The organism is Nonomuraea sp. B12E4 (assembly GCF_039871825.1).
GTDB lineage: Bacteria > Actinomycetota > Actinomycetes > Streptosporangiales > Streptosporangiaceae > Nonomuraea.
The window spans coordinates 20452-43364 of record NZ_JBDPME010000008.1 but is presented as its reverse complement, the minus strand read 5'-3'; the positions used below and the strand labels follow the sequence as shown (position 1 = coordinate 43364).

20 protein-coding genes are annotated in these 22913 nt (G+C 70.9%); 10 read left to right on the top strand and 10 right to left on the bottom strand.

The window, feature by feature from the left end:
* Window positions 1-42 precede the first annotated feature (42 nt).
* Window positions 43-1191: a histidine kinase gene (locus ABGB18_RS19755; RefSeq protein WP_347696999.1), complete on the bottom strand. Its 1149-nt coding sequence runs from the start codon at window positions 1189-1191 to the stop codon at window positions 43-45.
* Between the two features lie 162 nt (window positions 1192-1353).
* On the opposite strand from ABGB18_RS19755, the gene ABGB18_RS19750 reads away from it, so the two are divergent.
* The 3 genes from ABGB18_RS19750 to ABGB18_RS19740 all read left to right on the top strand — a co-directional run bounded on the left by ABGB18_RS19750 (window position 1354) and on the right by ABGB18_RS19740 (window position 3368).
* Entirely contained in the window at window positions 1354-2067 is a 714-nt protein-coding gene (locus ABGB18_RS19750; protein WP_347696998.1) for an ATP-binding cassette domain-containing protein, read from the top strand.
* Between the two features lie 79 nt (window positions 2068-2146).
* A complete protein-coding gene (locus ABGB18_RS19745; RefSeq protein WP_347696997.1) occupies window positions 2147-2911 on the top strand; it encodes a hypothetical protein in 765 nt (254 codons plus the stop codon).
* 1 nt (window position 2912) lies between these two features.
* A complete protein-coding gene (locus ABGB18_RS19740) occupies window positions 2913-3368 on the top strand; it encodes an erythromycin esterase family protein (RefSeq protein ID WP_347696996.1) in 456 nt (151 codons plus the stop codon).
* Window positions 3369-3673: 305 nt separating this feature from the next.
* Here the strand turns inward: ABGB18_RS19740 and ABGB18_RS19735 are convergent, their stop codons facing one another.
* Together ABGB18_RS19735 and ABGB18_RS19730 are read right to left on the bottom strand one after the other, a co-directional pair.
* Window positions 3674-4528 (bottom strand): metalloregulator ArsR/SmtB family transcription factor, encoded by an 855-nt coding sequence (locus ABGB18_RS19735; protein WP_347696995.1) that lies wholly within the window; start codon window positions 4526-4528, stop codon window positions 3674-3676.
* 173 nt (window positions 4529-4701) lie between these two features.
* Window positions 4702-5136, bottom strand: a complete 435-nt coding sequence (locus tag ABGB18_RS19730) for an ATP-binding cassette domain-containing protein (RefSeq protein ID WP_347697256.1) — start codon at window positions 5134-5136, stop codon at window positions 4702-4704.
* A gap of 50 nt (window positions 5137-5186) precedes the next feature.
* On the opposite strand from ABGB18_RS19730, the gene ABGB18_RS19725 reads away from it, so the two are divergent.
* From ABGB18_RS19725 to ABGB18_RS19715, 3 genes are all read left to right on the top strand, one after another.
* Complete coding sequence (locus tag ABGB18_RS19725) at window positions 5187-5933, top strand: WYL domain-containing protein (RefSeq protein WP_347696994.1); 747 nt, start codon at window positions 5187-5189, stop codon at window positions 5931-5933.
* Between the two features lie 274 nt (window positions 5934-6207).
* Window positions 6208-9762, top strand: a complete 3555-nt coding sequence (gene dnaE, locus ABGB18_RS19720) for a DNA polymerase III subunit alpha (RefSeq protein ID WP_347696993.1) — start codon at window positions 6208-6210, stop codon at window positions 9760-9762.
* On the top strand, window positions 9759-10100 hold the full coding sequence (locus ABGB18_RS19715) for a DUF6300 family protein (RefSeq protein ID WP_347696992.1): 342 nt from the start codon (window positions 9759-9761) through the stop codon (window positions 10098-10100). Before dnaE ends, ABGB18_RS19715 begins: the two co-directional genes overlap by 4 nt.
* Window positions 10101-10160: 60 nt before the next feature.
* Here ABGB18_RS19715 and ABGB18_RS19710 read toward each other — a convergent pair whose 3' ends face one another.
* Both ABGB18_RS19710 and ABGB18_RS19705 read right to left on the bottom strand, forming a co-directional pair.
* Entirely contained in the window at window positions 10161-11375 is a 1215-nt protein-coding gene (locus ABGB18_RS19710) for a cytochrome P450 (RefSeq protein WP_347696991.1), read from the bottom strand.
* A 175-nt stretch (window positions 11376-11550) separates the two neighbouring features.
* The gene (locus ABGB18_RS19705) at window positions 11551-13746 is read right to left on the bottom strand and encodes a DEAD/DEAH box helicase (RefSeq protein WP_347696990.1); all 2196 of its coding nucleotides are present in this window, start codon (window positions 13744-13746) and stop codon (window positions 11551-11553) included.
* 257 nt (window positions 13747-14003) lie between these two features.
* Here ABGB18_RS19705 and ABGB18_RS19700 point away from each other — a divergent pair, with 257 nt between their 5' ends.
* Entirely contained in the window at window positions 14004-14939 is a 936-nt protein-coding gene (locus tag ABGB18_RS19700) for a CAP domain-containing protein (RefSeq protein WP_347696989.1), read from the top strand.
* A gap of 311 nt (window positions 14940-15250) precedes the next feature.
* Here the strand turns inward: ABGB18_RS19700 and ABGB18_RS19695 are convergent, their stop codons facing one another.
* On the bottom strand, window positions 15251-15592 hold the full coding sequence (locus ABGB18_RS19695) for an Lsr2 family protein (RefSeq protein WP_347696988.1): 342 nt from the start codon (window positions 15590-15592) through the stop codon (window positions 15251-15253).
* A gap of 249 nt (window positions 15593-15841) precedes the next feature.
* The gene (locus ABGB18_RS19690) at window positions 15842-16027 is read right to left on the bottom strand and encodes a hypothetical protein (RefSeq protein WP_347696987.1); all 186 of its coding nucleotides are present in this window, start codon (window positions 16025-16027) and stop codon (window positions 15842-15844) included.
* A gap of 119 nt (window positions 16028-16146) precedes the next feature.
* Here ABGB18_RS19690 and ABGB18_RS19685 point away from each other — a divergent pair, with 119 nt between their 5' ends.
* Window positions 16147-17511: an ankyrin repeat domain-containing protein gene (locus ABGB18_RS19685; protein ID WP_347696986.1), complete on the top strand. Its 1365-nt coding sequence runs from the start codon at window positions 16147-16149 to the stop codon at window positions 17509-17511.
* 36 nt (window positions 17512-17547) lie between these two features.
* Here the strand turns inward: ABGB18_RS19685 and ABGB18_RS19680 are convergent, their stop codons facing one another.
* Window positions 17548-18465 carry an RNA polymerase sigma-70 factor gene (locus ABGB18_RS19680; RefSeq protein ID WP_347696985.1) on the bottom strand — a complete coding sequence of 306 codons (918 nt, stop codon included), beginning with the start codon at window positions 18463-18465 and terminating at the stop codon, window positions 17548-17550.
* Between the two features lie 176 nt (window positions 18466-18641).
* Here ABGB18_RS19680 and ABGB18_RS19675 point away from each other — a divergent pair, with 176 nt between their 5' ends.
* On the top strand, window positions 18642-19982 hold the full coding sequence (locus ABGB18_RS19675; protein ID WP_347696984.1) for an FAD-binding oxidoreductase: 1341 nt from the start codon (window positions 18642-18644) through the stop codon (window positions 19980-19982).
* 302 nt (window positions 19983-20284) lie between these two features.
* Here ABGB18_RS19675 and ABGB18_RS19670 read toward each other — a convergent pair whose 3' ends face one another.
* Both ABGB18_RS19670 and ABGB18_RS19665 read right to left on the bottom strand, forming a co-directional pair.
* A complete protein-coding gene (locus ABGB18_RS19670) occupies window positions 20285-20491 on the bottom strand; it encodes a hypothetical protein (protein WP_347696983.1) in 207 nt (68 codons plus the stop codon).
* A 33-nt stretch (window positions 20492-20524) separates the two neighbouring features.
* Window positions 20525-21553: a LacI family DNA-binding transcriptional regulator gene (locus ABGB18_RS19665; protein ID WP_347696982.1), complete on the bottom strand. Its 1029-nt coding sequence runs from the start codon at window positions 21551-21553 to the stop codon at window positions 20525-20527.
* Window positions 21554-21628: 75 nt separating this feature from the next.
* Here ABGB18_RS19665 and ABGB18_RS19660 point away from each other — a divergent pair, with 75 nt between their 5' ends.
* Window positions 21629-22861, top strand: a complete 1233-nt coding sequence (locus ABGB18_RS19660; RefSeq protein ID WP_347696981.1) for an MFS transporter — start codon at window positions 21629-21631, stop codon at window positions 22859-22861.
* The last annotated feature ends 52 nt before the right edge of the window (window positions 22862-22913 follow it).

The window sequence follows — 22913 nt, the reverse complement described above, 5'->3', positions numbered from 1 at the left end:
GTGCTGGACTGAGTGGAAGCGAAATGCTACGCGACCACGGGCTCAGTGAGCGTCCCAGGGCAGCCAGGCGTCCAGGACGAACCGACCGTCCGTGATCCCGTGGCTGAGGCCGCCGCCCGCGAGCCGCGTCCGCTCGGCCAGTCCCACCAGCCCCAATCCCGCCCCGGGCCCGCGCACTTCCGGCGAGGCCGGGTTCGACACCTGGATCCGCACGCCCTCGCCCGCCCGTCCCGACAGCTCCGCCCGCACCCGGCTGCCCGGCGCGTGCTTGCGCGCGTTCGTCAGCGCCTCCTGGACGATCCGGTACACGTGCCGCCCGGTCCGTGCCGGCAGCCGGTCGTGCCCGTCGATCTGGTTGTCCGCGTCCACCCGCTGGCCCGCCGCCCGTACCTCCTCGAACAGCGCGTCGAGCTCGTCGATCGTCGGCTGCGGCGCCTGCGGCCCGTCCTCCCGCCGCAGCGACCCCAGCACCGCCCGCAGCTCGTTCAGCGACTGGTGGGCGTTCTCCTGGATCGCCAGCGCGGTCTCGCGGTGCTGCTCGGCCGTCAGGTCGGTGCGGTGGGCCAGCCCGCCGGCCAGCATCGACAGCAGCGAGATCCGGTGCGCCAGCACGTCGTGCATCTCCTGCGCGATCTTCAGCCGCTCGCCGAGCTGGGCCTGCTCCACCCGCCGCGCCTGCGCGGCCAGGTCCGCCGCGCGCCGCGCCGCCGCGAGCTCGCGCCGCTCGCGCAGGTAGAGGCCGAGCACGGTCACCGTGACGACCGCCACGCTGGCGACCGCCGAGTACACCAGGACAAAACCGACCTTGCCCTGCCACACCGACGCCACCGTCAGGCAGCCCCACAGGACCGCGCCGGTCAGCGCGATCCATCGCGCCGACCGGCGCGTGCACAGCGACACGTACGAGACCAGCGCGGCCCCCGTCGCCGAGGAGGAGAACGCGGACATCACCGCGGTGACCAGCGCGATCGCCCGGGGCCAGCGGCGCCGCCACCACATCAGCACCAGCGCGGCCACCCCGAGCAGCATGTCGAGCGGCAGCGCGGCCAGCACCCCGAGCGGCACGGCCTCATTCCCGGCCAGCAGGGTCAGCATGAGCCCGGACAGCAGCAGCGGTATCGCGGCGAACAGGTAGCGCAGCGCGGTGCCCAGCTTGTCCACCGGCGGCTGTACCTCGGTCACGTCGTGCACGAACGCCAGCCTAGGAGGCGCGGTCGGGTGGCTCTTAGCGACTCGGGTCGACGTCCATAGAGACTCGGGGCCACCCCCGGGATCGCGGGTGTGGCCCTTGGGCCGGCAGGTTCGCGACCTGGGCCCGATGATCCGGGGCCCGTGTTCCGATGGACTTCGAGGGTGATCCAGTTCAACCACGTCAGCAAGGCGTACAAGGATGTGAAGGCACTCGACGACGTGTCCTTCACCGTCGAGGCGGGGAGCGTCACCGGCTTCCTCGGCCCCAACGGCGCCGGGAAGTCGACGGCGTTGCGCGTGCTGGTCGGCCTCTCGCGGCCCACGTCGGGCACGGCCACCGTGTTCGGCCGCCCGTACCAGCGGCTCGACTGCCCGGCCGGCCAGGTCGGCACGCTCCTCGACGCGAGCGCGCAGCACCCGGGACGCACCGGCAGGGAGGTCCTCACCCTCGCGGCGATGACGCTCGGCCTGCCCCGCTCACGCGTGGACGAGATGCTCGACCTCGTCGGGCTGACCCGCCGCGAGGGCGGGCGCGTCGTCGGCGGCTACTCGCTCGGCATGCGTCAGCGGCTCGGCCTCGGCCAGGCCCTGCTCGGCCGGCCCAGAGCGCTCATCCTGGACGAGCCCGCCAACGGCCTCGACCCCCAGGGCATCCAGTGGATGCGCGGTCTCCTCCGCGACGTGGCCGACGCGGGCTGCGCGGTACTGCTCAGCTCGCACCTGCTGCACGAGGTCGAGCAGGTCGCGGACCAGATCGTGATGATCGGGCACGGCCGCGTGCTGGCCCAGGGCACCCCGGCCGAGCTGGGCGGGGACCGGGGTCTGGAGCAGGCGTTCCTCGACCTCACCGGGGCCGCCGCCCGAAGCGCCCGCTGACCATCCCTGCTGACCGATGCGCCAACCTGACCATCCCTGACCTCCGGCGACACCGCCGACCCGTGAACGGAAGTCCCGCATGACCGCCTACAGCCCTGACCACACCCTCATCGACCGTCCCGGCGTTCTCCACCGGCGGGTCCCCTTCCACCGGCTGGTGCTGGTCGAGACCCGCAAGCTGTTCGACACCCGGAGCAGCAAGATCCTCACAGCCCTCGTGCCGGTCCTGACCATCGGCGCCATCGTCGCCCGCGCCGCCTCCAACCCCGAGGCCGCGGACCTGCGCACTCTCATCGGCACCGCCGGTGTCGGCTACGTCCTGCTCCCCGTCATCGCCATCCTCACGATGACCGGCGAGTGGAGCCATCACACCGCCCTGACCACGTTCGCCCTCGAACCCAACCGCCTGCGTGCCCTGGCGGCGAAGGTCGTGCCGTGCCTGGGCCTCGGTGTGGTCGCGACCGTGTTCGCCGTGCTGGCCGCCGCACCCGTGACGGCCGCTTTCGGCGGTCCGAATGCCTGGAATGTCGCCCCGCTCGACTCGCTGGGGTCCTTGGCGGAGAATGTCATCCTCCTGGGCCAGGGCACCGCGCTGGGCCTGCTGCTGCTCAACGCGCCCGTCGCGATCGTGATCTACCTGCTGGCCCCGATGGCGTGGGGCTTCGTCGCCCAGGCGGGCGAGACGATGGCCTCCTGGCTGGACCTGGGCACGACCATGGCTCCCCTCGGGAGCGGCGGCTGGACCGGCCTGGGCGTCGCCCGACTGGCCGTCTCCCTGCTCTTCTGGGTCGTCCTGCCGGCGGTGCTCGGCGCGATCCGCGTGCTCCGCAAGGAAGTGCACTGACATGAGGACGGCTGTTTCCGTGCTGGCCGCCCTCGCGGTGGTGACCGCCGGGTGCGGTGGGGTGGACACTTCTGGCGTGACCGCCTCGGCCGTTGTCCCGCTGTCCCGGGCGTCGCTCGACGCCGCCGCGAACGACCGCGTGGTCGCCATCGGCGAGGCGACGCACGGCAACAAGGAGTTCGTCCAGGTCAAGCGACAGATCATCCAGACCCTGGTGGAGAAGCACGGCTTCCGCGCCGTCGCCCTGGAGGCCGACTTCGGCGGCACGGCCGTCGCCGACGACTACGTGGCGGGCGGCCCGGGCACCGCCGAGGACGCCGTCAAGGCGCTCGGCTTCGACCTCTACCGCACCCGCGAGACGGCCGACCTGCTGCGTTGGATCCACGACCACAACGCCACCGTCCCCGACGCCGACAAGGTCCGGCTGCCGCACGCCGGCCCGGTCACGCCCCTCTGAAACGTTGCCCGTCGGCGTCCTCCTGGGAGCGATCGGCCTGCTGTGGACGCTTCAGGGGCCGGGCGTCGTCGGCGGCAGTGTGATGAGCGGCGTGACCATGTGGGCGATCACGGCCCGTCGTCCTCGTCGTTGGTATTGTCCTCGCTTTCCTGGGGCTACGCCGGCTTCGGGCCGGAAAGCCCGGCGAATGGCATTCGCCGGGCCCGGACGCGTGAGCCGGACGGCTCAGCGAACCCGGTCCAGCAGCGCTTTGATGACGCTCGCGCCGGAAAGCACGAGAATGGCGCCGCCGGTCTGATCAGTCACTAGGTGTTCCCGGGGTCGGTGTCGGGCGCGGTGGGCTCGGGATCCGTGGCCAGGGCCGCCTCGAGCTTGTCGAGGCTCTGGCCGAAGCCGATCTCGAGGCCCGCGATGAAGTCGGCGGATTCGACCGTGGTCTCAGCCACCTGGAAGTGGACGTCGAGCTCCGTGCCGATGTCGGAGGGCCGCAGGGCGAAGTCCGCGTGGGAGGTGAAGGCCTGGCCGCCGCCGTGAAGCTGCGGGGAGAGCCGGTAGGCGAGGCGCTCGCCGGGGCGTACGTCGTCGACCACTCCCTCCGCGCGCCCGGCGACCAGGTCGGAGCCGTCGGCATCGTCGATATCGCGGTATTCCTGGACGATCCGCCCACCCGCCCGCGCCTCGAACACGAGCTCCGAGAAGCGCATGTCGTGGGGCGCCCACCAGCGGGTGAGCAGGGAGGTCTCGGTCAGGTAGCGCCAGACCAGCTCGGGGCGCACGGCCAGGGAGCGGTGGAACCTGAACGAGCGGCTGTCGGCCCACCCCGGTTCGCTCGCGGCGCTCCGCTCCGCGTCGAGTCTGAGCCGGTAGCGATGGTGGGCCTCGTGGTGGCTGCCGGTCTGGGCCGCGGCGTCGGCGAGCTCGTTGAGCGCGGTCGCCAGGTCCCGCAGGGGACCGGGCTGGAGCGCGTAGATGTGACGCTGGCCGGTGCGCTTGGAGGTGACCAGGCCGGCCCGCTCAAGGGTTTGCAGGTGCTTGGACGTCTGCGGCTGGCGTGCCTCGGCGAGCTGGGCGAGGACGCCGACCGGGCGGGGTCGCTCGGCGAGCAGGCTCAGCAGCCGCCAGCGGGCCGGATCGGCAAGTGCGGTAAGGAGTTCATCCATGGAACGAATTATTCTCCATGGCGAATATTCGTTTCAAGGAATACTTATGTGGCGATCCGGTTGGCCAGCTCGCGCGGTCGCGACAGTGTCGTGCCCGCGGTCGCGGAGCTCGGCTTCGACGAGGTGCCAGTCGAAGGCACTCCCGCCGCCACCATGGATGAGAGCGAAGGTCGTCATGACTGTGATGACCGCCGGGAGCCCGGACACTCATCGGCCGGACCGCTTGTGCCGGCGAGGGCCCGGCAGGTGGGGGTGTCCCGGCCGGTGTAGTCGGCGACGTGGCCCTCGTACAGGACGGTCCCGCCGTGCCTGCCGGGCCCGGGGCCGAGGTCGATCAGCCAGTCGGCGCGGCGGATGACGTCGAGGTTGTGCTCGATCACGACGACCGTGTGGCCCTGCCCGACCAGATCGTCCAGGACGTGCAGGAGTGTGTCGACGTCGGTCAGGTGCAGCCCGGTCGTGGGCTCGTCGAGCACGTACGTGGTGGGCCGCTCCGCGCTGTGCAGCTCCTTGGCGATCTTGACCCGCTGGCACTCCCCACCTGACAGCGTGCTCAGAGCCTGGCCCAGGCGCAGGTAGTCCAGGCCGACGGCGGCGAGGCGGCGCAGGGCGCGGGGGCTTCTACCGGCTTGCCGCCGGCCGGAGCATGCCGCCGCTCGTGCTGGACGACGACGAGGCGGTGGCCACCCTCCTGGCGCTCGCCTCCCTCGCCGCCACCGGCCCGTCCGCCGAAGGCGGGGTCGACGCCGCCGCGACCAGCGCGTACGGCAAGCTCGACCAGTTCCTCCCCGCCCGGCTGCGCCCCCGCGTGGTGACCATCCGCGCCAGCCTGGAGACCAGCCCCCAGCCGGCGCCCAGCGTGGCCGCGCGGCAACTCGGCGTCTTCGCCGACGCCATCGCCGGGCGCGAGACGATGGCGTTCACCTATCTGAACGCCCGGGGCGAGCGCACGGACCGGCGGGTCGAGCCCTACCGGCAGCTTCACCACCTCCTGCGCTGGTATCTGCTGGCCTGGGATCTCGAACGCCAGGACTGGCGCGTGTTCCGCCTGGACCGGGTCAGCGACCCGGCGCGGACCGGGGACCGCTACGTGCCGCGACCGCTGCCGGCCGGGTCGGCGTCTGAATACCTGCGGCAGGGGCTGAACAGGGGCAAGCAGCCCGTACGGCTCCTGGTCGAAGCGCCTGCCGCGAACGTCATCGACGCCCTGAAGTTCCAGGACGCCGAGATCCACGCGGTGAACGACCGGCAGACCGAGGTCGGCCTGGCACTTGACTCCTGGCAGTGGCTGGTGCTCAACCTGGCCTTCCTCGACGCGGACTTCCGGATCAGCGCGGGAACGGCATTCACCCGCGCCTGCCGCGAGTTCGGCGAACGCCTGGTGGCCGCGGCCTCGACCCCGTAACCCTCCAGCGGCGTCGCTACCGAACGTGACCATGCTTCGCGCACCGGACCCCAGTTCACCCCATCGGGACCGGCGTCGCCATCGGCTTGAACGTTAGCCACGCTAATGAGCGGGCGCGCATCTCCGCAGATCAGCGCCGGTGTGGACAGCCCTGTACGCAGCGTCAACAACAGCCTGGCAACAACCTGCCCGACCCTGCGCGCGATGCCTCAAGAGCCACAGAAGAAGCAATAAGCTCGGGCGAGGACGTGGGCCGCGGGAGTCGGGAGAATGGGTGAGCAAGTCGTTCGTGCACCTGCACGTGCACACCGAGTACAGCATGCTGGACGGTGCGGCGAAGCTGAAGCCGCTGTTCAAGGAGGCCGAGCGGCTGGAGATGCCGGCGATCGCCATGAGCGACCACGGCAACATGTTCGGTGCGTACGAGTTCCAGAAGGTCGCGTCGGGCTCCCCGGTCAAGCCGATCATCGGCATCGAGGCGTACGTGGCGCCCTCGGCCCGGTCCTTCAAGAAACCCGTCTTCTGGGGCTCCCGCGCGGAGACCGGCGTCGCTGACGCCGAAGGCGGCAAGGACGTCTCCGGCGGCGGCCGGTACACCCACATGACGATGTGGGCCAAGGACGCGACCGGGCTGCGCAACCTGTTCCGCCTCTCCTCGCTGGCCAGCTTCGAGGGCTACTACGGCAAGCCCCGCATGGACCAGGAGCTGATCTCCCGCCACGCGGAGGGGATCATCGCCACCACCGGCTGCCCGTCCGGTGTCGTGCAGACCCGGCTGCGGCTCGGCCAGTATGACGAGGCGGTCAAGGCCGCCGGCGAATACCAGGAGATCTTCGGGAAGGAAAACTACTTCCTGGAGCTGATGGACCACGGCATCGACATCGAGCGGGAAGTGCGCGCCGACCTGCTCAAGCTGGCCAAGCAGCTCAACATCCCGCTCCTGGTCACCAACGACTCCCACTACGTCACCGAGAACCAGGCCGACGCGCACGACAGCCTCCTGTGCGTCGGCGTCGGCAAGAACAAGGACGACCCCAACCGCTTCAAGTTCAACGGCTCCGGCTACTACCTCAAGTCCGCGGAGGAGATGCGGGCGCTGTTCCCCGACATGCCGGAGGCGTGCGACAACACGCTGCTCATCGCCGAGATGGTCGGCGACTACGGCGACGTGTTCGCCCAGGTGGACCGGATGCCCGACTATCCCGACGTGCCCGAGGGCGAGACGCAGGAGTCGTGGCTGCGCAAGGAGGTGGAGCGCGGCCTGGTCATGCGGTACGGCGACCCCGTCCCCGCCGAGGTCATCGAGCGATATGAGACCGAGATGAAGGTCATCGGCCCGATGGGTTTCTCCTCCTACTTCCTCGTCGTCGCCGACATCTGCAAATACGCCCGCGACAACGGCATCCCGGTCGGGCCCGGCCGAGGCAGCGCCACCGGCTCGATCGTGGCCTACGCCACCCGCATCACCGAGCTCGACCCGCTGGAGCACGGCCTGCTGTTCGAGCGGTTCCTCAACCCCGAGCGCATCAACCCGCCGGACGTCGACCTCGACTTCGACGACCGCCAGCGCGACCGCATGGTGGCCTACGTCACCCAGAAATACGGCAACGAGTACACCGCGCAGGTCAACACCTTCGGCACGATCAAGGCCAAGGCCGCCGTGAAGGACGCGAGCCGGATCCTCGGCTACCCGTTCGCGATGGGCGACAAGATCACCAAGGCGATGCCGCCGGACGTCATGGGCAAGGGCGTCCCCCTCGCCGACATCTTCAACGAGAACCACCCCCGCTACAACGAGGGCACCGAGCTGCGCGCCCTCTACGACAACGACTCCGACGTCAAGAAGGTCATCGACACCGGCCGCGGCATCGAGGGGCTGATCCGCGGCACCGGCGTGCACGCCGCGGCCGTCATCCTGTCCTCGACACCCCTGCTCGACCTGATCCCCATGCACATGCGGGACAAGGACGGCGTGGTGATCACCGGGTTCGACTATCCCTCCTGCGAGGAGATGGGCCTGGTCAAGATGGACTTCCTGGGTCTGCGCAACCTGGGCATCATCGACCACGCCATCAAGATCATCAAGCAGAACCGGGGCATCGAGCTCGACACCCTGACGATGCCGCTCGACGACACCAAGACCTACCAACTGCTGGCCCGCGGCGACACCCTGGGTGTGTTCCAGCTCGACGGCGGCCCCATGCGGTCACTGCTGAAGCTCATGGAGCCGACCCGGTTCGAGGACATCGCCGCCGTGCTCGCCCTCTACCGGCCGGGCCCGATGGCGGCCAACGCGCACACCAACTACGCCCACCGCAAAAACGGCCGCCAGGACATCGAGCCGATCCACCCGGAGCTCAAGGAAGCCCTGGAGCCGATCCTCGGTCCCACCTTCCACCTGCTCGTCTACCAGGAGCAGATCATGGCCGTCGCCCGGGAGCTGGCCGGCTACTCGCTGGGCGGCGCCGACCTGCTGCGCCGCGCCATGGGCAAGAAGAAGCCCGAGATCCTGGCCAAGGAGTTCGCCAACTTCCAGGCCGGCATGCGCGGCAACGGCTACAGCGACGAGTCGATCCAGGCGCTGTGGGACGTCATGCTGCCCTTCTCGGGATACGCGTTCAACAAGTCCCACACCGCCGGCTACGGACTGGTCGCCTACTGGACCGCCTACCTGAAGGCGAACTACCCCGCCGAATACATGGCCGCCCTGCTCACCTCGGTCGGTGACGACAAGGACAAGGCCGCCATCTACCTGGCCGAGTGCCGCAAGATGGGCATCCAGGTCCTCCCGCCGGACGTCAACGACTCCCAGCTCGACTTCGTCGCGGTCGGCGACACGGAGGTCCGGTTCGGGATGGGCGCGGTCCGCAACGTGGGCGAGAACGTCGTCGAGGGGATCGTCAAGGCCCGCACCGAGAAGGGCCGCTTCACCGACTTCAACGACTTCCTCGGCAAGGTGCCGCTGACCGCCTGCAACAAGCGGGTCATCGAATCTCTGATCAAGGCGGGCGCGTACGACTCCCTCGGACACCCGCGCAAGGGCCTGCTGATGATCCACGAGCAGGCCGTCGACTCCGTCATCGACATCAAGAAGAACGAGGCGCACGGCCAGGACTCCCTGTTCGGCGGCCTCGCCGACGACGGCGACGAGCAGGTGTTCACCATCGCCATCCCGGACGGGGAGTGGGACAAGAAGACCAAGCTGGACTTCGAGCGCGAGATGCTCGGCCTGTACGTGTCCGACCACCCGCTGGCCGGCGCCGAGCGGCTGCTGGCCAGGAACCGCGACACCACGATCGCCGACCTGCTTGACAGCGGCCGCGAGGACCGCGGCGACGTCCAGGTGTCCGGCCTGGTCACCAAGGTGGACCGGCGGGTGAACAAGGCGGGCAACACCTGGGCAATCCTCACGGTGGAGGACATGGACGCCGCCGTCGAGTGCCTGTTCTTCCCCCGCAACTACGAGCTGTACGGGCCTGAGCTGCGGCCGGACATCGTGGTGTCGGTACGCGGTCAGATCAACAACCGGGACGGCGCCATCTCGATCTTCGCCCAGGAGATGACCCTCATCGACGTGTCCGGCGTCAACAGCGAGTCCGGCGCCCCGATCACCTTGATGCTGCGGGAGGAGCGCATCACCCCGAGCCTGCTGGAGGAGCTGCGCCAGGTGCTGGCGACGCACCAGGGGCAGGTGCCGCTGCACATCAACGTGCGGCGGCCGGCCGGCAAGGTCATGGTGATGGCGTTGCCGGAGTGGCCGGTCAACGCCGCGCCGAGCTTCGCCGCCGACATCAAGGCGCTGCTCGGCCCGGAATCGCTCGCGTTGTGAGGCGGGGCGTCGACGTCGTCGCCGCGGACGACGCGCCGGCCTGCCCGCGCTGCCGCCGCGAGGGGCTGCTCTGGGCGCGGGTGCCGAATCGCTGGGTCAACGCCGCCGGTCGGCGGGTGGAGGGCTACAGCGGGGTCGTGCTGTGCTCGGAGTGCGACGCGCGGGTGCCGCACGCCGCCGCGCTGATCACGTGGTTCCACGTCAACGGCCGGGCGGACGACGCGGACGCCGAGTTCGCGCGGTTGCTCGCGGCGTGGGCGGCGAGCCTGGACGTGCCGGAGCCGGATGAGCGGGCCCTGGAGGCCGAGATCGAGCGGTGGCGGCACGGCGAGCTCTGACACCGGCGAGCCCGCCCCAGGTCCCGCCCGGCGGCGGGCTCGCTTTCCGGAGCGGACCCGTCAGGCCACGAGGACCGGCAGGGCGGTCAGCCCGTTGATGAGCATGCTGGCCTGCAGGGTGAGGTCCTCCGGAGGCACGGCCAGCCGGAGCTTCGGGAAGCGGTCGATCACCGCGCCGAGCGCGATCCTGGCCTCCAGCCGGGCCAGCGGGGCGCCGAGGCAGTGGTGGATGCCGTGGCCGAAGGCCAGGTGCGAGGCGGGCGGTCTGGTGACGTCGAGCCGTTCCGGATCGGAGAACTGGCGGGGGTCGCGGTCGGCGGGCAGCAGCGCGGGCAGCACCACCTCGCCGGCGGGGATGGTGACGCCGCCGATCAGCACCGGTGCCGCGGTCCGGTAGGGGGTCGCCACCTGAGCCGGGCCGTTGAACCGGAGCAGCTCCTCGACGGCGTTGGCCAGCCGGTCGGGTTCGGCGCGTACCAGGTCGAGCTGGCCGGGATTCTCCAGCAGCATCTGCAGGCCGCCACAGATCAGGTTGGCGGTGGTCTCGTATCCGGCGACGAGCAGCAGGAAGACCATCGAGGTCAGCTCGTTCTCCGACAGCCGGTCGCCGTCCTCCCGCACCGCGACCAGCTCCGAGAGGAGGTCGTCGGACGGGTCGGCCCGCTTCTGCGCGATCAGCTCCCGGATGTAGCCGATCAGTGAGGTCGCCGCGGCGACGAAGGTCTCGGCGGGGTGGACCGAGCCGTTGATGGCCACCTTCGTCCACTCCTGGAAGTCACTCCGGCGGCCGGCCGGGATGCCGATCAGCTCGCTGATCACGGTGAGCGGCAGGGGATAGCCGAAGGTGGCCACCAGGTCGACCGGCTCGCCCTGAGCTCCCGCGGCCGAGACGTCGTCCAGCAGTCCGTCCACGATGAGCCGGATCTGTGGCTCCAGCGCCTCGATCCGCCGTCGGGTGAACGCGGCGGACACCAGCCGGCGCAGCCGGGTGTGGTCGGGCGGGTCGGCGCCGAGCAGGTGATGGTCCATCGCCGCGGCGAGCTCGGCCGGAACGGCATCGCGATGCGGGCCGTCACCTCCCTTGCCCTTGATGACGTCGGGATGGGCGAGCGCCTCCCTGGCCTCGGCATAACCGGTGATCAGCCACACCGGGACACCGGTGAACAACGTGACCCGCTGCACGGGCCCGGCCGCCGCCAGCTCGGCGAACGCGGCGAGCCTGGCAGCCGGTGTGGACTCAACGAAGGGCGAGGTTACTGGGGGAGGCTGCGCCATAGTCAACTCCGATCGGGACCGCCGTCCTGCCGACGGCCGAAGAACGATGAATCCGACGCTGCTCAAGCCTAGGCCAAGCCCATCCGGTGCCCTTCGGCGGTAGGCACGGTCCCGGATCCCGGCGCCGCGCGGCGAACAGGCCCCGGCCCTGTGGTCGTCGCGTGGGCAGGGGCCGTTACGTGCCCGGTCCCGGCCGGGTGCAGCGGCTCGCCTGCGGGGCGGGGGCGCGGGTGTCGACGCCGAGGCGCTGCCGTTCCTCCCTGACGATCCGCTCGGCCAGGCTTTCGTCGGAGATGTCGATGGCGTCGGGGGCCGACTCGGCGAGGTGGCTGCGCCTGGCGTAGGCGTCGAACAACGCGGCCTTGGCCTGCATGATGCGCAGCAGCCGCTCGTCCATGCTGTCGGGCGTGAGCAGCCGGTGCACCTGCACCCGCCGTACCTGTCCCATGCGGTGTGCGCGAGCCACGGCCTGGCTTTCCAGGGTCGGCTTGACCTGCGGCTCGCAGATGATCACGACGGAGGCCGCCTGCAGGTTCAGCCCCACCCCGCCCGTCTGGATCTGCGCGAGCAGCACCGCGTGGCCCGGGGCCGCCGTGAACGCGTCGACCACTTCCTGACGGCGTTCCGGCTCCAGGTCGCCGCGGAGCGGCCCGTGCACCGGGGAGCCCACGGCCTGGCCCGCGGCGGTGAGCACGTCGCGGAAGTAGGAGAACACGACGACCTTCAGCCCCGCCCCGGCCGCCCCTTCCACCAGCTCGCGTAACCGCTCCAGCTTGGCGGACTTCTCCGGCACGGCGTAGGCCGCGCGGCGCATCGCCATGAACGCGCCCGAATCCACCGCCTCCCGGTAGGCGACGGCATCGGCGGTGCTGAACTCCTCCCACTCGTCCATGTGGACCAGCTCGGGCAGCTCCGTGACCACATCCTTCTGGTTGCGGCGCAGGTAGACCGGCGCGACGGCCCGGCGGAAGGCCAGCGCCCGGTCGTCCGCGCCGTCCGGCCGCACCCGGGCGAACATCCGGGGCCGCAGGTAGCGCACCAGCGATTGGAACTCGTCGAGGCGGTTCTCCATCGGGGTGCCCGTCATGAACAGCACCCTGTCGACCCCACGGCACCACCGGGCCACGGCCTGGGAGCGGCGGGTACGCGGATTCTTCACGTAGTGCGCCTCGTCCACGACGAGCTGCCCCACCGCCGGCACGGTGTCCAGCGTGTGCAGGCCGTCGTACGTGGTGACCGCGACCCCGCCGCGTTCGAGCCAGGCGGCCTGGGCCAGCGGCCGCCCGTCACCATGGAGCCGGTACGCGGTGAGCGCGCTGCGGCCCTCGATCTCCCGCAGCCAGTTGATCAGCACGCTCGCCGGGCAGACCACCAGGGAATGCGTCGTACCGCGCGCGTGCAGGTGAGCCAGCACGGCGATCGCCTGGATCGTCTTCCCCAGCCCCATGTCGTCACCCAGGATCACCCGGCGCTGCGCGAGCGCGAACCTGGCACCGAACCCCTGATAGCCGCGCAGCGAGACCCGCCGCAGGCTGTCGTCGAGGTCCTGCCCCCTGATCTGCTCGGCCAGGTCGTCCGGCAGGAACCCCTCGGCGGCGGCCTGATCCGACGGGGCCAGGGCCGACAGCTCCGCGAGCAGGTTGTAGTAGTCGGCCGCGCGGATCTCGAAGTCGATCCACGCCAGCGTCCCGTCCGGTGCCGGGCACAGCAGGTCCGTGGTGGCCTGGGCGATGAGCAGCCGCGTCTCGGTCTCGTCGGCGAGCAGGCCGGTGATCTCCTCCACGGCCTGCGCGGCGCGGGCCCGGCGGCGGCTCCCGGCCAGCAGCCCGCGTACCCAGCCGCGCAGCGGACGGGCCTCGGGGATCAGCGCGTTGAGCCGCCGCACGACCTCCTCGGCGGTGCGGCGGGCCCGCGGCAGGTCGGGACCGGCGGAGACCAGCCGGTGCAGCGCGACGAGCAGCCGGGTGGTCTCGGCGTTCCGGTCCTCGACGTCGATGTGGGGGGTGCAGGTCTCCTCCATGGCACGCGCGATGCGCTGGGCCGCGCTGTGCGCCTGCCGGCGCGTCTTCGGCCCGACACCGGGGAGCTTCTGCAGCTCGTACGGCGTCGCCCGCAGCACGCTGAGCACCGTGGCGTAGCCGGCCTCCTCCAGCGCCGCCGTGCGCAGTCGCCCGTCGGTGACCTCCTTCAGCCGGGACACCGGGATCGCGTCGAGCTCCGCCCTGGTCTGCCGCCCGCGGATCGGATCGAGGGCGGAGCGGACCTCCGCGACCGCGGTGCCGTCCTCGGCGATCAGCTCGCGCGCGTCGCCCAGCAGCCGCGCCGCGCGCCCTAACAGGTCCCGGACCTCCCCGGCAGCAGGTGCGTGCATAAGCCCGAAGGTATCTCCAGATGCCTATCACCCGGCAGTTTTCACTCGGCGCCGTCAGGAAAGTCATGGACCGCTGCATGAAGCGGCCGCGTGAACGGCAACCCCGCCCGCCGCCCGCATGAGGCGGTTGCGGACGTCTCAAGGGGCGCTTGGGTTGACATTTCTCACAGGAGAAATGTCCGTATTTGGGTGACAAGTTGGTAACGGGACCGACAGACTGTGGGACCACCAGCGTCGTCCGCCACTGGAGGAAACCCATGCGTAGACCCCTTGGGGTGCTCGCCGCCGTAGCCAGCCTCACCGCCTGCAGCCCGTACGTCGGCGGGACGCAGGGCGCGGCGGCCGGCGCGGCGTCCGAGGTGACCCCGCCGGCGGGCGCGGCGCCGGTCCCGGCATCGACACTGACAACGACACCGACGCCGACCAAGAAGGCGATGCCCGAATCGGACGCGTGCCGCGTGAGAGTGGACAGGCCGGACATATCCGCGCGCAGGATCAGGACCGCGGCCGTCCGCCGTGGCTGCGTGCGCCCGGCGCTGCTGCGTGTCCGGGTCAAGCGCGCCGTCCCCGGCGACGATCCGGTCGTCAAGAGCGGCGCCACCAGGCGGGGCCGCATCGCCCTGAAGCTGCCCTGCGAGCCGGGCACGTACTACGCGGTCGCCACCGACTACCGGGGCGGCACCGCCAGGTCCAAGGCCGTACGCCTGACGTGCGTCACCCCCACGCCCACGCCCAGCCCCACCCCCACGTCGCAGGAGACGGACGCGTCGCGTGCCCCCGAGGGGAAGGCTTCCGCCACGTCCGTCGGCACGGCACTGGAGAACCAGGTCGTCCGGCTGACCAACGCCGAGCGGGCCAAGGGCGGCTGCGGCCCGCTCAAGCACGATTCCCGGCTGCGCAGGGCCGCGTTCGGGCATTCGGCCGACATGGCGGAGAACGACTACTTCGACCACGATTCCCAGGACGGCCGCGACATGGTCGACCGCATTCGCGCGACCGGCTTCGACGGCTCGTCCTGGGCCGAGAACATCGCCATGGGACAGCGCTCGGCGGCCGAGGTGGTCGAGGGCTGGATGAACAGCGACGGGCACCGGCAGAACATCATGAACTGCTCCTACACCCTCATCGGGGTGGGCGCGGCCAAGGACTCTCAGGGCCAGATCTACTGGACCCAGGACTTCGCCGCCCGCTGACCGCACGCCAAGCGGTAGTTGTCGTTGACCGCATTTGATGCCGAGCGCCTGCGGGTCACGAAGAGTGAGAAGTAAAGCCGGGTATTCGTCGCCGCCGAGCCCGGGCGACATTCACGCACAACTGCTGGGAACCTCGTATTGTCCGCGTCTTCCGGGGTTTCGGGGCGGCGAGTTTGATATGGCCACGAACGTGCCAGATCGAAAACTCGGGTGCGGTGAATCCGGGCGGCCGAGAAAGAAATTGAGCGGCCCGGTGTCATAGACGCGTGTAGCCTGGGGTCGTCGATCCCCAGGGCTACACGCGAAGCTGTCTAGTGAGCGGCCTCGTACTTCGCCACGACGTTGGACGCGATGCGGCCGCGCTCGCTAACCGGCAGGCCGTTGGCTTTGGCCCACTGGCGGATCTCGTGCGACTTCTCCCTGCTCATGGCTCGGGAGGAGGCGGCGGCTCCGCGTCGGCCACGGCCACCCCGCTCGGCCTTAACGGCGCGCGCCCTGGTGATAAAGGGTGCGAGCGCCTTCTCAAGCTTCTCCCGGTTCGCGCCGGAGAGGTCGATCTCATAGTTCGTCCCATCGAGCGCGAACGTCGTCGTCATCTCCGCTTCGCTGCCATCGATGTCGTCGATGAAGATCTCTTGAATCTGCTTTGCCATGCTGACGCTCCAAGTTCGGTAAGGGTCGTGCGTACTGTAGCGCTTTCACGCGAAGATCGTCGTGCTCGATATGTTGGAGCATCTCCAGACTACCGCCTCGCGTGTTGCGGAAACATACGGGCCCTCGAGATTTGCAAAGTCCGTCGCGGGAACGGTCTATCCCATACTCGTGCGACTCGAACGCGCCGGCCGGGTCCGCGCATACTGGGCCCAAGACCTTACCAGGTCACCGGCGTCGCAGGTATGAGCTCACCGGTGAAGGATGCGATCCAGCCGCGCGTGGAAAGAGATATGGGCGGCGGCGAAGAAGGTCGCGATCTCACCGCCCGGAAATCGCCGGCTGATTTCGCCGGCGCCGCGGAGCGCGGCATGTGCCGATGTCGAGGTAATGGTTGCTTCCGCACCGAGCCGATAACTACTCTTAATGGAGCGCACGAGGGCGCTGCCAGTCCGCGGACAGGGATTTTCCCACCTCGAGCGCCACTGCGACGCACCGGACAAGGCCGACCTCTTTCCGGCCGAGCGAGCGGACCTCGGTGACGGAGGAGGTTGCGATGTCCGATCGCCATTTCGAGCTACCGGCCCGGCCGAACCTGGAGTACTACCGCAAGCAGGCCAAGCACCTGCATCGCGCGTACGCGGCGGGAGAGGCGGCGGCCGAGGACCGGGTCACCGACGTGCTGGGCGACCGGGCCGCCGAGCGGTTCCTGCTCAGCGACGCCCAGTTCGTGCTCGCGCAGGAGCACGGTTTCCGGACCTGGGCCGAGTTCCGCGCCCACATCGAAAGCCGCGGCACCACCGAGGACCGGCCGGTCTCCCGCCTCATGGGGCTGAGCCCGGGCACCTACGCCTCCCTGGCCGACGGTCTCCTCACCGAGTTGCGCCGCGACGACCCGAGGGCACTGCGACGGTTGCGGGCGTACGTGCCCCGGCACGCCACCGCCACCGCCACCGCCACCGTGGAGCTTCGTGACGCGCGGCTGATCATCGCGCGGGAGCTCGGCTTCCCGACCTGGCAGGAGCTCGTGTCGTTCGCCGGGAAACAGCGGCACGAGTTCGACGAACGTCAGGAGAGGCGGCGGCGCCTGCGCCGGGAGGCCGAGGCCCTGCTGGCCGGCGACACCGATCGGCTGGCCCGCCTGACCGCCGAGCAGGCCGGCGACCTGCTGCACATGCTCGCGGGTCCCGAGACGATCCCCGGCGTCCGGCTTGAGAGGGAGCTCGGCGCGCCGCGCGCCGCGGTCGAGGTCCTGGTCGGCAGGGCCACCGACCTGAACGTCCCGCTCATCTCGGCCGTCCGCGCCAATCGGGTGGAATACGTGCGCCTGCTGCTGGACGCCGGCGCCGACCCGGGGAGCCGAACTCAGGGAACCACCCCGCTGGCGAACGCCATCTACCACGACAACACGGAGGTTGTCGACCTGCTCGCCGGGTACGGGATCGTCCCGCGGGCGCTGTGGACGTACGCCGCCTGCGGCCGGCTGGATCTCGTACGGGCCTGCTTCGACGCGGACGGCAGGCTACGGCCGGACGCCGCGTCGGCGCGCCCCAACCTTGCCGACTCCGGCGCCGGCTTCCCGGCCCGGCTGCCGCCGACCGATGATCCGGAGGAGATCGTGGGAGAGGCGTTCGTCCATGCCTGCCAGCATGGCCGGACCGAGGTCGTGCGCTGGTTCCTCGACCTCGGCGTCGACCCCGACGTCGCCCCCTACCTCGGGCGGACCGGCCTGCACTGGGCGATCCCGGGCAGCCGCCTCGAGGTGGTCCGTCTGCTCCTGGAGCGCGGCGCCGACCCGTCCGTCCGCGACGACCTCCTGCAGACGGACGCCGACGGCTGGCTGCACATATCCCACGCCGCTCACCCGCACGATCCCCTCACCCAGCAGCTCCACGATCTGATCCGGTCCCGATCGCGCTGAGCCGCCGCCGCTGAGCCCCTCGACCCCACGAGGGGTTCAGCGGCGCAGGGCGGTCTCCTGCTCCATGCGCGACAGCTTCTCGGGGTTGCGTACGACGTAGAGCCCGGCGATGAGGCCGTCCTCGATGCGCAGCGCCATCACGGTGTCGACCACCCCGTCGACCCGGGCGATCAGCGCCGGGTAGCCGTTGACGTGTACCGGCTCCAGCGACGCCGTGGGGGCCATCCTGCTCAGCCCGGTGGCCAGCGCGGGGGCCACCAGGTCGGCCCCGAAGACGGGCTCCAGCACGGCCTGGACGACCCCGCCGCCGTCACCCAGGAAGACGACATCCGGCGCGAGCATGTCGAACAGGCGTTGCAGGTCGCCCGTCTCGATCGCCCGATGGAACGCCTCCAGCGCGCCCCGCGTCTCGGCCGGCGAGACGATCCCGCGCGGGCGGCGCGCCGCGACGTGTGTCCGCGCCCGGTGCGCGATCTGGCGGACCGCGGCCTGGCTCTTGCCGACGGCTTCCGCGATCTCCTCGTACTCCAGGCCGAACACCTCGCGCAGCACGAACACCGCCCGCTCGGTCGGCGCCAGCGTCTCCAGCACCACCATCATCGCCATCGAGACGCTGTCGGCCAGTTCGACGTCCTCGGCCACGTCGGGCGCGGTGAGCAGCGGCTCGGGCAGCCAGGAGCCGACGTAGGACTCCTTGCGCCGGCCGAGCGTACGCAGCCGGGTCAGCGCCTGGCGGGTCGTGATCCGTACCAGGTAGGCCCGGCGGTCCCGTACCTCACCGAGATCGACGCCCGCCCACTTCAGCCAGGTCTCCTGCAGGACGTCCTCCGCGTCGGCGGCCGAGCCGAGCAGCTCGTAGGCGACGGTGAACAGCAGGTTGCGGTGGGCGATGAAGGTCTCGGTGGCCGGGTCCGGGCGGCGGTCCCCGTCCGCGGACTGTGACGTGCCGGCCATGGATGACTCCTGTTCGCTCTCGACTGTGTCACCCACCAGACGCCCGGTCTCGCCGTTCTGTGACACCCCGACGGTAGCAACCCGCCCTGTGTGGCGTACGTCACGTAATGGCGCTGTCACAAGGTCCGGGCCGTCGGCATCTTGTGTTCGAACTTCTCCCGTGTGGAAGGAATGTCATGAGTTCAGCGCTTGAATCCCTGCGTCGCGACTTCGGCGGCGGCATCATCGAGCCGGGCGACGCGGAGTACGAAGCCGCCAGTCGTTCGATCCTGGTCACGGGCAGCCCGGCCTATGTGCTGCGGCCGGAGAGCGTCGGCGACGTGCGGGCGGCTGTGCGGTTCGCCGCCGCCGCGGGGCTCCCGCTGGCCGTACGAGGCGGTGGCCACGCCTTCGCGGGCTTCGGCACCAACGACGGCGGCGTCGTGATCGACCTCGGCGGGCTCGCGAACGTGGAGATCATCGACAAGGAACGCCACCTCGTGCGGATCGGCGGCGGCGCCACCTGGGGCCAGGTCGCGGCCGCCCTGACCCCGCACGGTCTGGCGATCTCCTCGGGCGACACCAGGAGCGTCGGGGTGGGCGGGCTGACACTGTCCGGCGGCATCGGCTGGAAGGTCAGGAAGCACGGCCTGACCCTGGACAACCTGGTCGCCGCCGAGGTGGTGACCGCCGGCGGCGAGGTCGTGCGGGCGAGTACGGAGCAGCACCCGGACCTGTTCTGGGCGCTTCGCGGCGGCGGCGGCAACTTCGGCGTCGTGACCGCCTTCGAGCTCACGGCACACCCGACGACGGACGTCTTCTACGGCAAGATCACTTTTCCGGCGGCGGAGGTGGCCACCGTGCTCAAGGGCTGGGCGGACCACCTCCGCACCGCCCCCGAGGAGCTCACGTCCATCGCGAACCTGGCCAATCCGTTCGCCGGAGGGCCCGAGGCGCCGGTCGAGATCCTGGTGGCCTTCGACGGCGACGACCCGGAGCTCGCGCACCGGGCCATCGACCCGATCCGCCGGCTCGGCACGGTGATCGGCGACGACGTCGCGCTGAGGCCGTACGCGGACACGCTCGTGGACGGCCTCACCCCGCCGCCCGGCATCCAGCTCGTCACCCGGAGCGCGTTCGCCGACCGGGAGTCGGTACCCGCGGTCCTGCGGATCCTCGCCGAGGTGGGGGCGTCGGCGGGGTCGCCGTTCATCGCCGTTCGCAGCGTCGGCGGTGCGGTGGCCCGCGTCCCCGCCGACGCCACCGCCTTCGCGCACCGCCGGGCGGAGCTGATGTTCGTGACCACCACCGCGGGGCCGAAGCCGGTCGTCGAGGCCGCCGGTCCCGTCCTGGACGCGATCTGGAAGCGACTCGCGCCGCACGTCAGCGGCGCCTACGCGAACTTCCTCACCTCTGCCACAGAGGACGACGTCGCCGCGATCTATCCGGCGGAGACCCACCGGCGGCTCGCGGAGGTCAAGCGCCAGTACGACCCCCGCAACGTGTTCGCCCGCAACCACAACGTCCGGCCCCAGTGACCCTCGGAGCATCCCTCGGGCGTAGCCCGGCCGCCACGCGGGCAGCGGCACGATCATGAGCACGATCGAGTACTCCCAAGACGTCCGTGTCCCGATCAGTGTCGCCTACAACCAGTGGACGCAGTTCGAGACGTTCCCCGAATTCATGGAAGGGGTCGTCGAAGTAGTTCAGTCGCGCGTCCATGGTTTCTCTCCTCTGGGGCCGTCGATGGCTACAACCGCCGAGACGGGGTAGCCCGGCTCCCAGTGACATGGACGCCCGATCCGAGAGGCGGGGCCGGCCCTTCGCGTGGACTCGTCGCTCAGACGTGCATGGCCTCCCAGTGCTGGTAGTTGCTCTTGTCGCAGTTGACGCCACGCACGCCGTACGTGTTGCCGAGGTCCAGGCACTTGCTGGTCTGCGCGTTCCGGTAGGCGGGCAGCCCCCGCGTCATCTTCCACCACGCCTGGTAGTTGCCGTTGTTACAGCCGACGGCGCGTGCCGGAGCAGCAGAGCGCTCAGGCGTCATCGCCTCCATCGAGACCTGCCCTGAGGCGCCTGCTCAGGAGTCATCGTCCGCCGAGGTGCCCGCGACCCCGGGGGTGAGGGTCCAGGGGATCTCCCGGTCGTCGGGGCGGGCGGGGTCGAGGGCCAGGCGCGCGCAGCGGCGGCCCTGGTCGCGCAGCGGGTTGGTGACGGAGGTGATGCCGAGGCGCTGCCCCGCCGGTGAGGCGTCCCAGCCGAGGTAGGCGGCCTCCGGATGGCTGTCCCGCAGCGCCCGGTGGGCTCCCAGGGCGAGCTCGTCGCTCATGGCGATGACGAGCGCGTCGGGGGCGAGGTGATGGGCGAGTTCTCGCGCCGCCGCGGCTCCGTCCTGCTGGGTGTTGCGGGCCACGACCGCGACCGGTGTGCTCGACCAGCTCAGCCCGGCCTGTTCGATGGCGGCGCGGTAGCCGCGCAGGCGGGCGTCCGTGACCGGGAACGGCGCGCGGGGCGGCAGGTCGGCGCCGGTCGTCACCATGTGCGCGCGGTCGCGATCCAGCGGGAAGGAGATCACGCCGGGCGTACGGCCGTCGCGCAACCCCTGGGAGGCGGCCGCGAGGGCGGCCGCGTAGTCGTCCTGGGTGACACACGCGATCCCCGGTCGTGCCGGGCCGCCCTGGATGACCGCGGGACGAGGGTCGCCGGCCACCGCCGTCAGCACCGGATCGTCCTGCGCGGTGGTCCACAGTACGAAGCCGTCGACCGCCGCGGACAGCACCCGGTCGGCGTCGGCGGCGTCGCCCCGCGTGGGGATCAACGTCAGGCCCCGCCCTTCGTCTACGCAGACCTCCGCCACCCCGGCCAGGAACTGGGCCGCCTGCGGATCGTCGAAGGCGTAGGCCAGGTGTTCGCTGAAGACCACCCCCAACTGGTGCGTGCGGCCGGATTTCAGCGCGCGGCCCACGGTGTCGGGGCGATATCCCAGCTCGCCGGCCGCGCGGTGCACACGTTCGCGGGTGGCCGCCGCGACCCGTGCGGGCCGGGTGAAGGCGTAGGAGGCGGTCATGGGTGACACCCCCGCACGCGCCGCCACATCCTTCAGGGTCACGCGTCTGCGGTCGGTCGGCACGGGGACATCCTAGTTGTGTAGCGTTACACATCGCACTTGTGTAGCGTTACACAAATGTCGACCGCGATCGTTCGCCCCGCCGTGGCGTTCCGCATGGCACCCTTCTTCGGCTTCGCCGGGTTCGGTGCGTTCTGGGGGGTGTGGGGTGCCGCCCTGCCCCTGCTGCGGGCCCAGGCCGGTGTCAGCGACGCGGAGTTCGGCGTCGCGCTGCTCCTCGTGGGCGCCGGGGCGCTGCCCGCCATGCTGCTGGCCGGGCGGCTCGTTGACGCGGTCGGGCTGCGGGTCGCCGGCATACTGCTCGCTCTGCTGGGTGTCATGGGTGTGGTGCTCGCCGCAGGGTCGGTGAGCTATGGCGCGTTGTGCGTGGGCATCCTGCTGGTGGGGGCCAGCTCGGGGGCGGCCGACGTGGCGATCAACACGCTGGCGGCGACGGTCGAGAAGCGTACCGGGCGGCCGGTCGTGGCCCGCTCGCACGCGACGTTCTCAGCCACGGTCGCGGTGTCGAGCCTGGGCGCGGGCGCGCTCGCCGCGCTCGCGGACAGCCTGCTGGTGACCTTCGCCGCGGCCGCCATCGGCGTCGCGGCCTTCGGCCTGGCCGTCGTCGTCTCGACCCACTCGGCCCCTGCCGGGGGCGGTGCCGCTCCGGGGAGCGAGGGTGGCGTCGTGTCGGGGAGTGAGGGGGTGTCGATGCGCCGTGGCGGACGGGGGTCTCGGTGGGTCGCCCTGATCGTGATCGGTGCGATCGGGGCGCTCGCGTTCGCGGCGGAGAACGCGTACCAGACCTGGGTCGCTGTCCTGCTGACCGACGCGTTCGCCGCCTCGCCGGCGCTGGCCGCGGTCGCGCCGGCGGCCTTCGCCACGACGGCCGCACTGACGCGCCTCGCCACGGCCGCGATCACCATGCGCCGCGCGATCGCCACGCTGGTCGTGGCGAGCCTGGTCGCCACGGCCGGAGGCGTTCTGACGGCGTTCGCGCCCACGCTGCCGCTCGCGCTGGCGGGCATCGTCGCCGCCGCGGCGGGCGCCTCGGTGCTCTTTCCCACCCTGCTGTCCTACGGGCTCCGACCGGTTGCCGACGAGTCGCGGGGGCGAGCCACCTCCGCCATCTCCACGGTCGCCTACCTCGGCTACCTCGCCGGACCTGCGTACTTCGGGCTGCTCGCCGACGCCACCGGGGTGCAGCCTGCGTTCGTCGGTGTCGCCGTACTGACCGCCGTGCTGCCGGTGACCATCCCGGCACTGTCGATCGGACGGCGCTCCTGGCTCAGGGCTTCCGCGCCAGGGTGACGCCGGTTCAGCGCTTCCGGGCCAGGGTGACGCCGTCGCGGCTCACGCGCTG

Excerpts from the sequence above, each read along its gene's own strand:
- ABGB18_RS19745 (WP_347696997.1), top strand. The coding sequence starts at position 2,147 with ATGACCGCCTACAGCCCTGACCACACCCTCATCGACCGTCCCGGCGTT.
- ABGB18_RS19740 (WP_347696996.1), top strand. The coding sequence starts at position 2,913 with ATGAGGACGGCTGTTTCCGTGCTGGCCGCCCTCGCGGTGGTGACCGCC.
- ABGB18_RS19735 (WP_347696995.1), bottom strand. The coding sequence starts at position 4,528 with ATGGATGAACTCCTTACCGCACTTGCCGATCCGGCCCGCTGGCGGCTG.
- ABGB18_RS19710 (WP_347696991.1), bottom strand. The coding sequence starts at position 11,375 with ATGGCGCAGCCTCCCCCAGTAACCTCGCCCTTCGTTGAGTCCACACCG.
- ABGB18_RS19705 (WP_347696990.1), bottom strand. The coding sequence starts at position 13,746 with ATGCACGCACCTGCTGCCGGGGAGGTCCGGGACCTGTTAGGGCGCGCG.
- ABGB18_RS19700 (WP_347696989.1), top strand. The coding sequence starts at position 14,004 with ATGCGTAGACCCCTTGGGGTGCTCGCCGCCGTAGCCAGCCTCACCGCC.
- ABGB18_RS19695 (WP_347696988.1), bottom strand. The coding sequence starts at position 15,592 with ATGGCAAAGCAGATTCAAGAGATCTTCATCGACGACATCGATGGCAGC.
- ABGB18_RS19685 (WP_347696986.1), top strand. The coding sequence starts at position 16,147 with ATGTCCGATCGCCATTTCGAGCTACCGGCCCGGCCGAACCTGGAGTAC.
- ABGB18_RS19680 (WP_347696985.1), bottom strand. The coding sequence starts at position 18,465 with ATGGCCGGCACGTCACAGTCCGCGGACGGGGACCGCCGCCCGGACCCG.
- ABGB18_RS19675 (WP_347696984.1), top strand. The coding sequence starts at position 18,642 with ATGAGTTCAGCGCTTGAATCCCTGCGTCGCGACTTCGGCGGCGGCATC.
- ABGB18_RS19670 (WP_347696983.1), bottom strand. The coding sequence starts at position 20,491 with ATGACGCCTGAGCGCTCTGCTGCTCCGGCACGCGCCGTCGGCTGTAAC.
- ABGB18_RS19660 (WP_347696981.1), top strand. The coding sequence starts at position 21,629 with ATGTCGACCGCGATCGTTCGCCCCGCCGTGGCGTTCCGCATGGCACCC.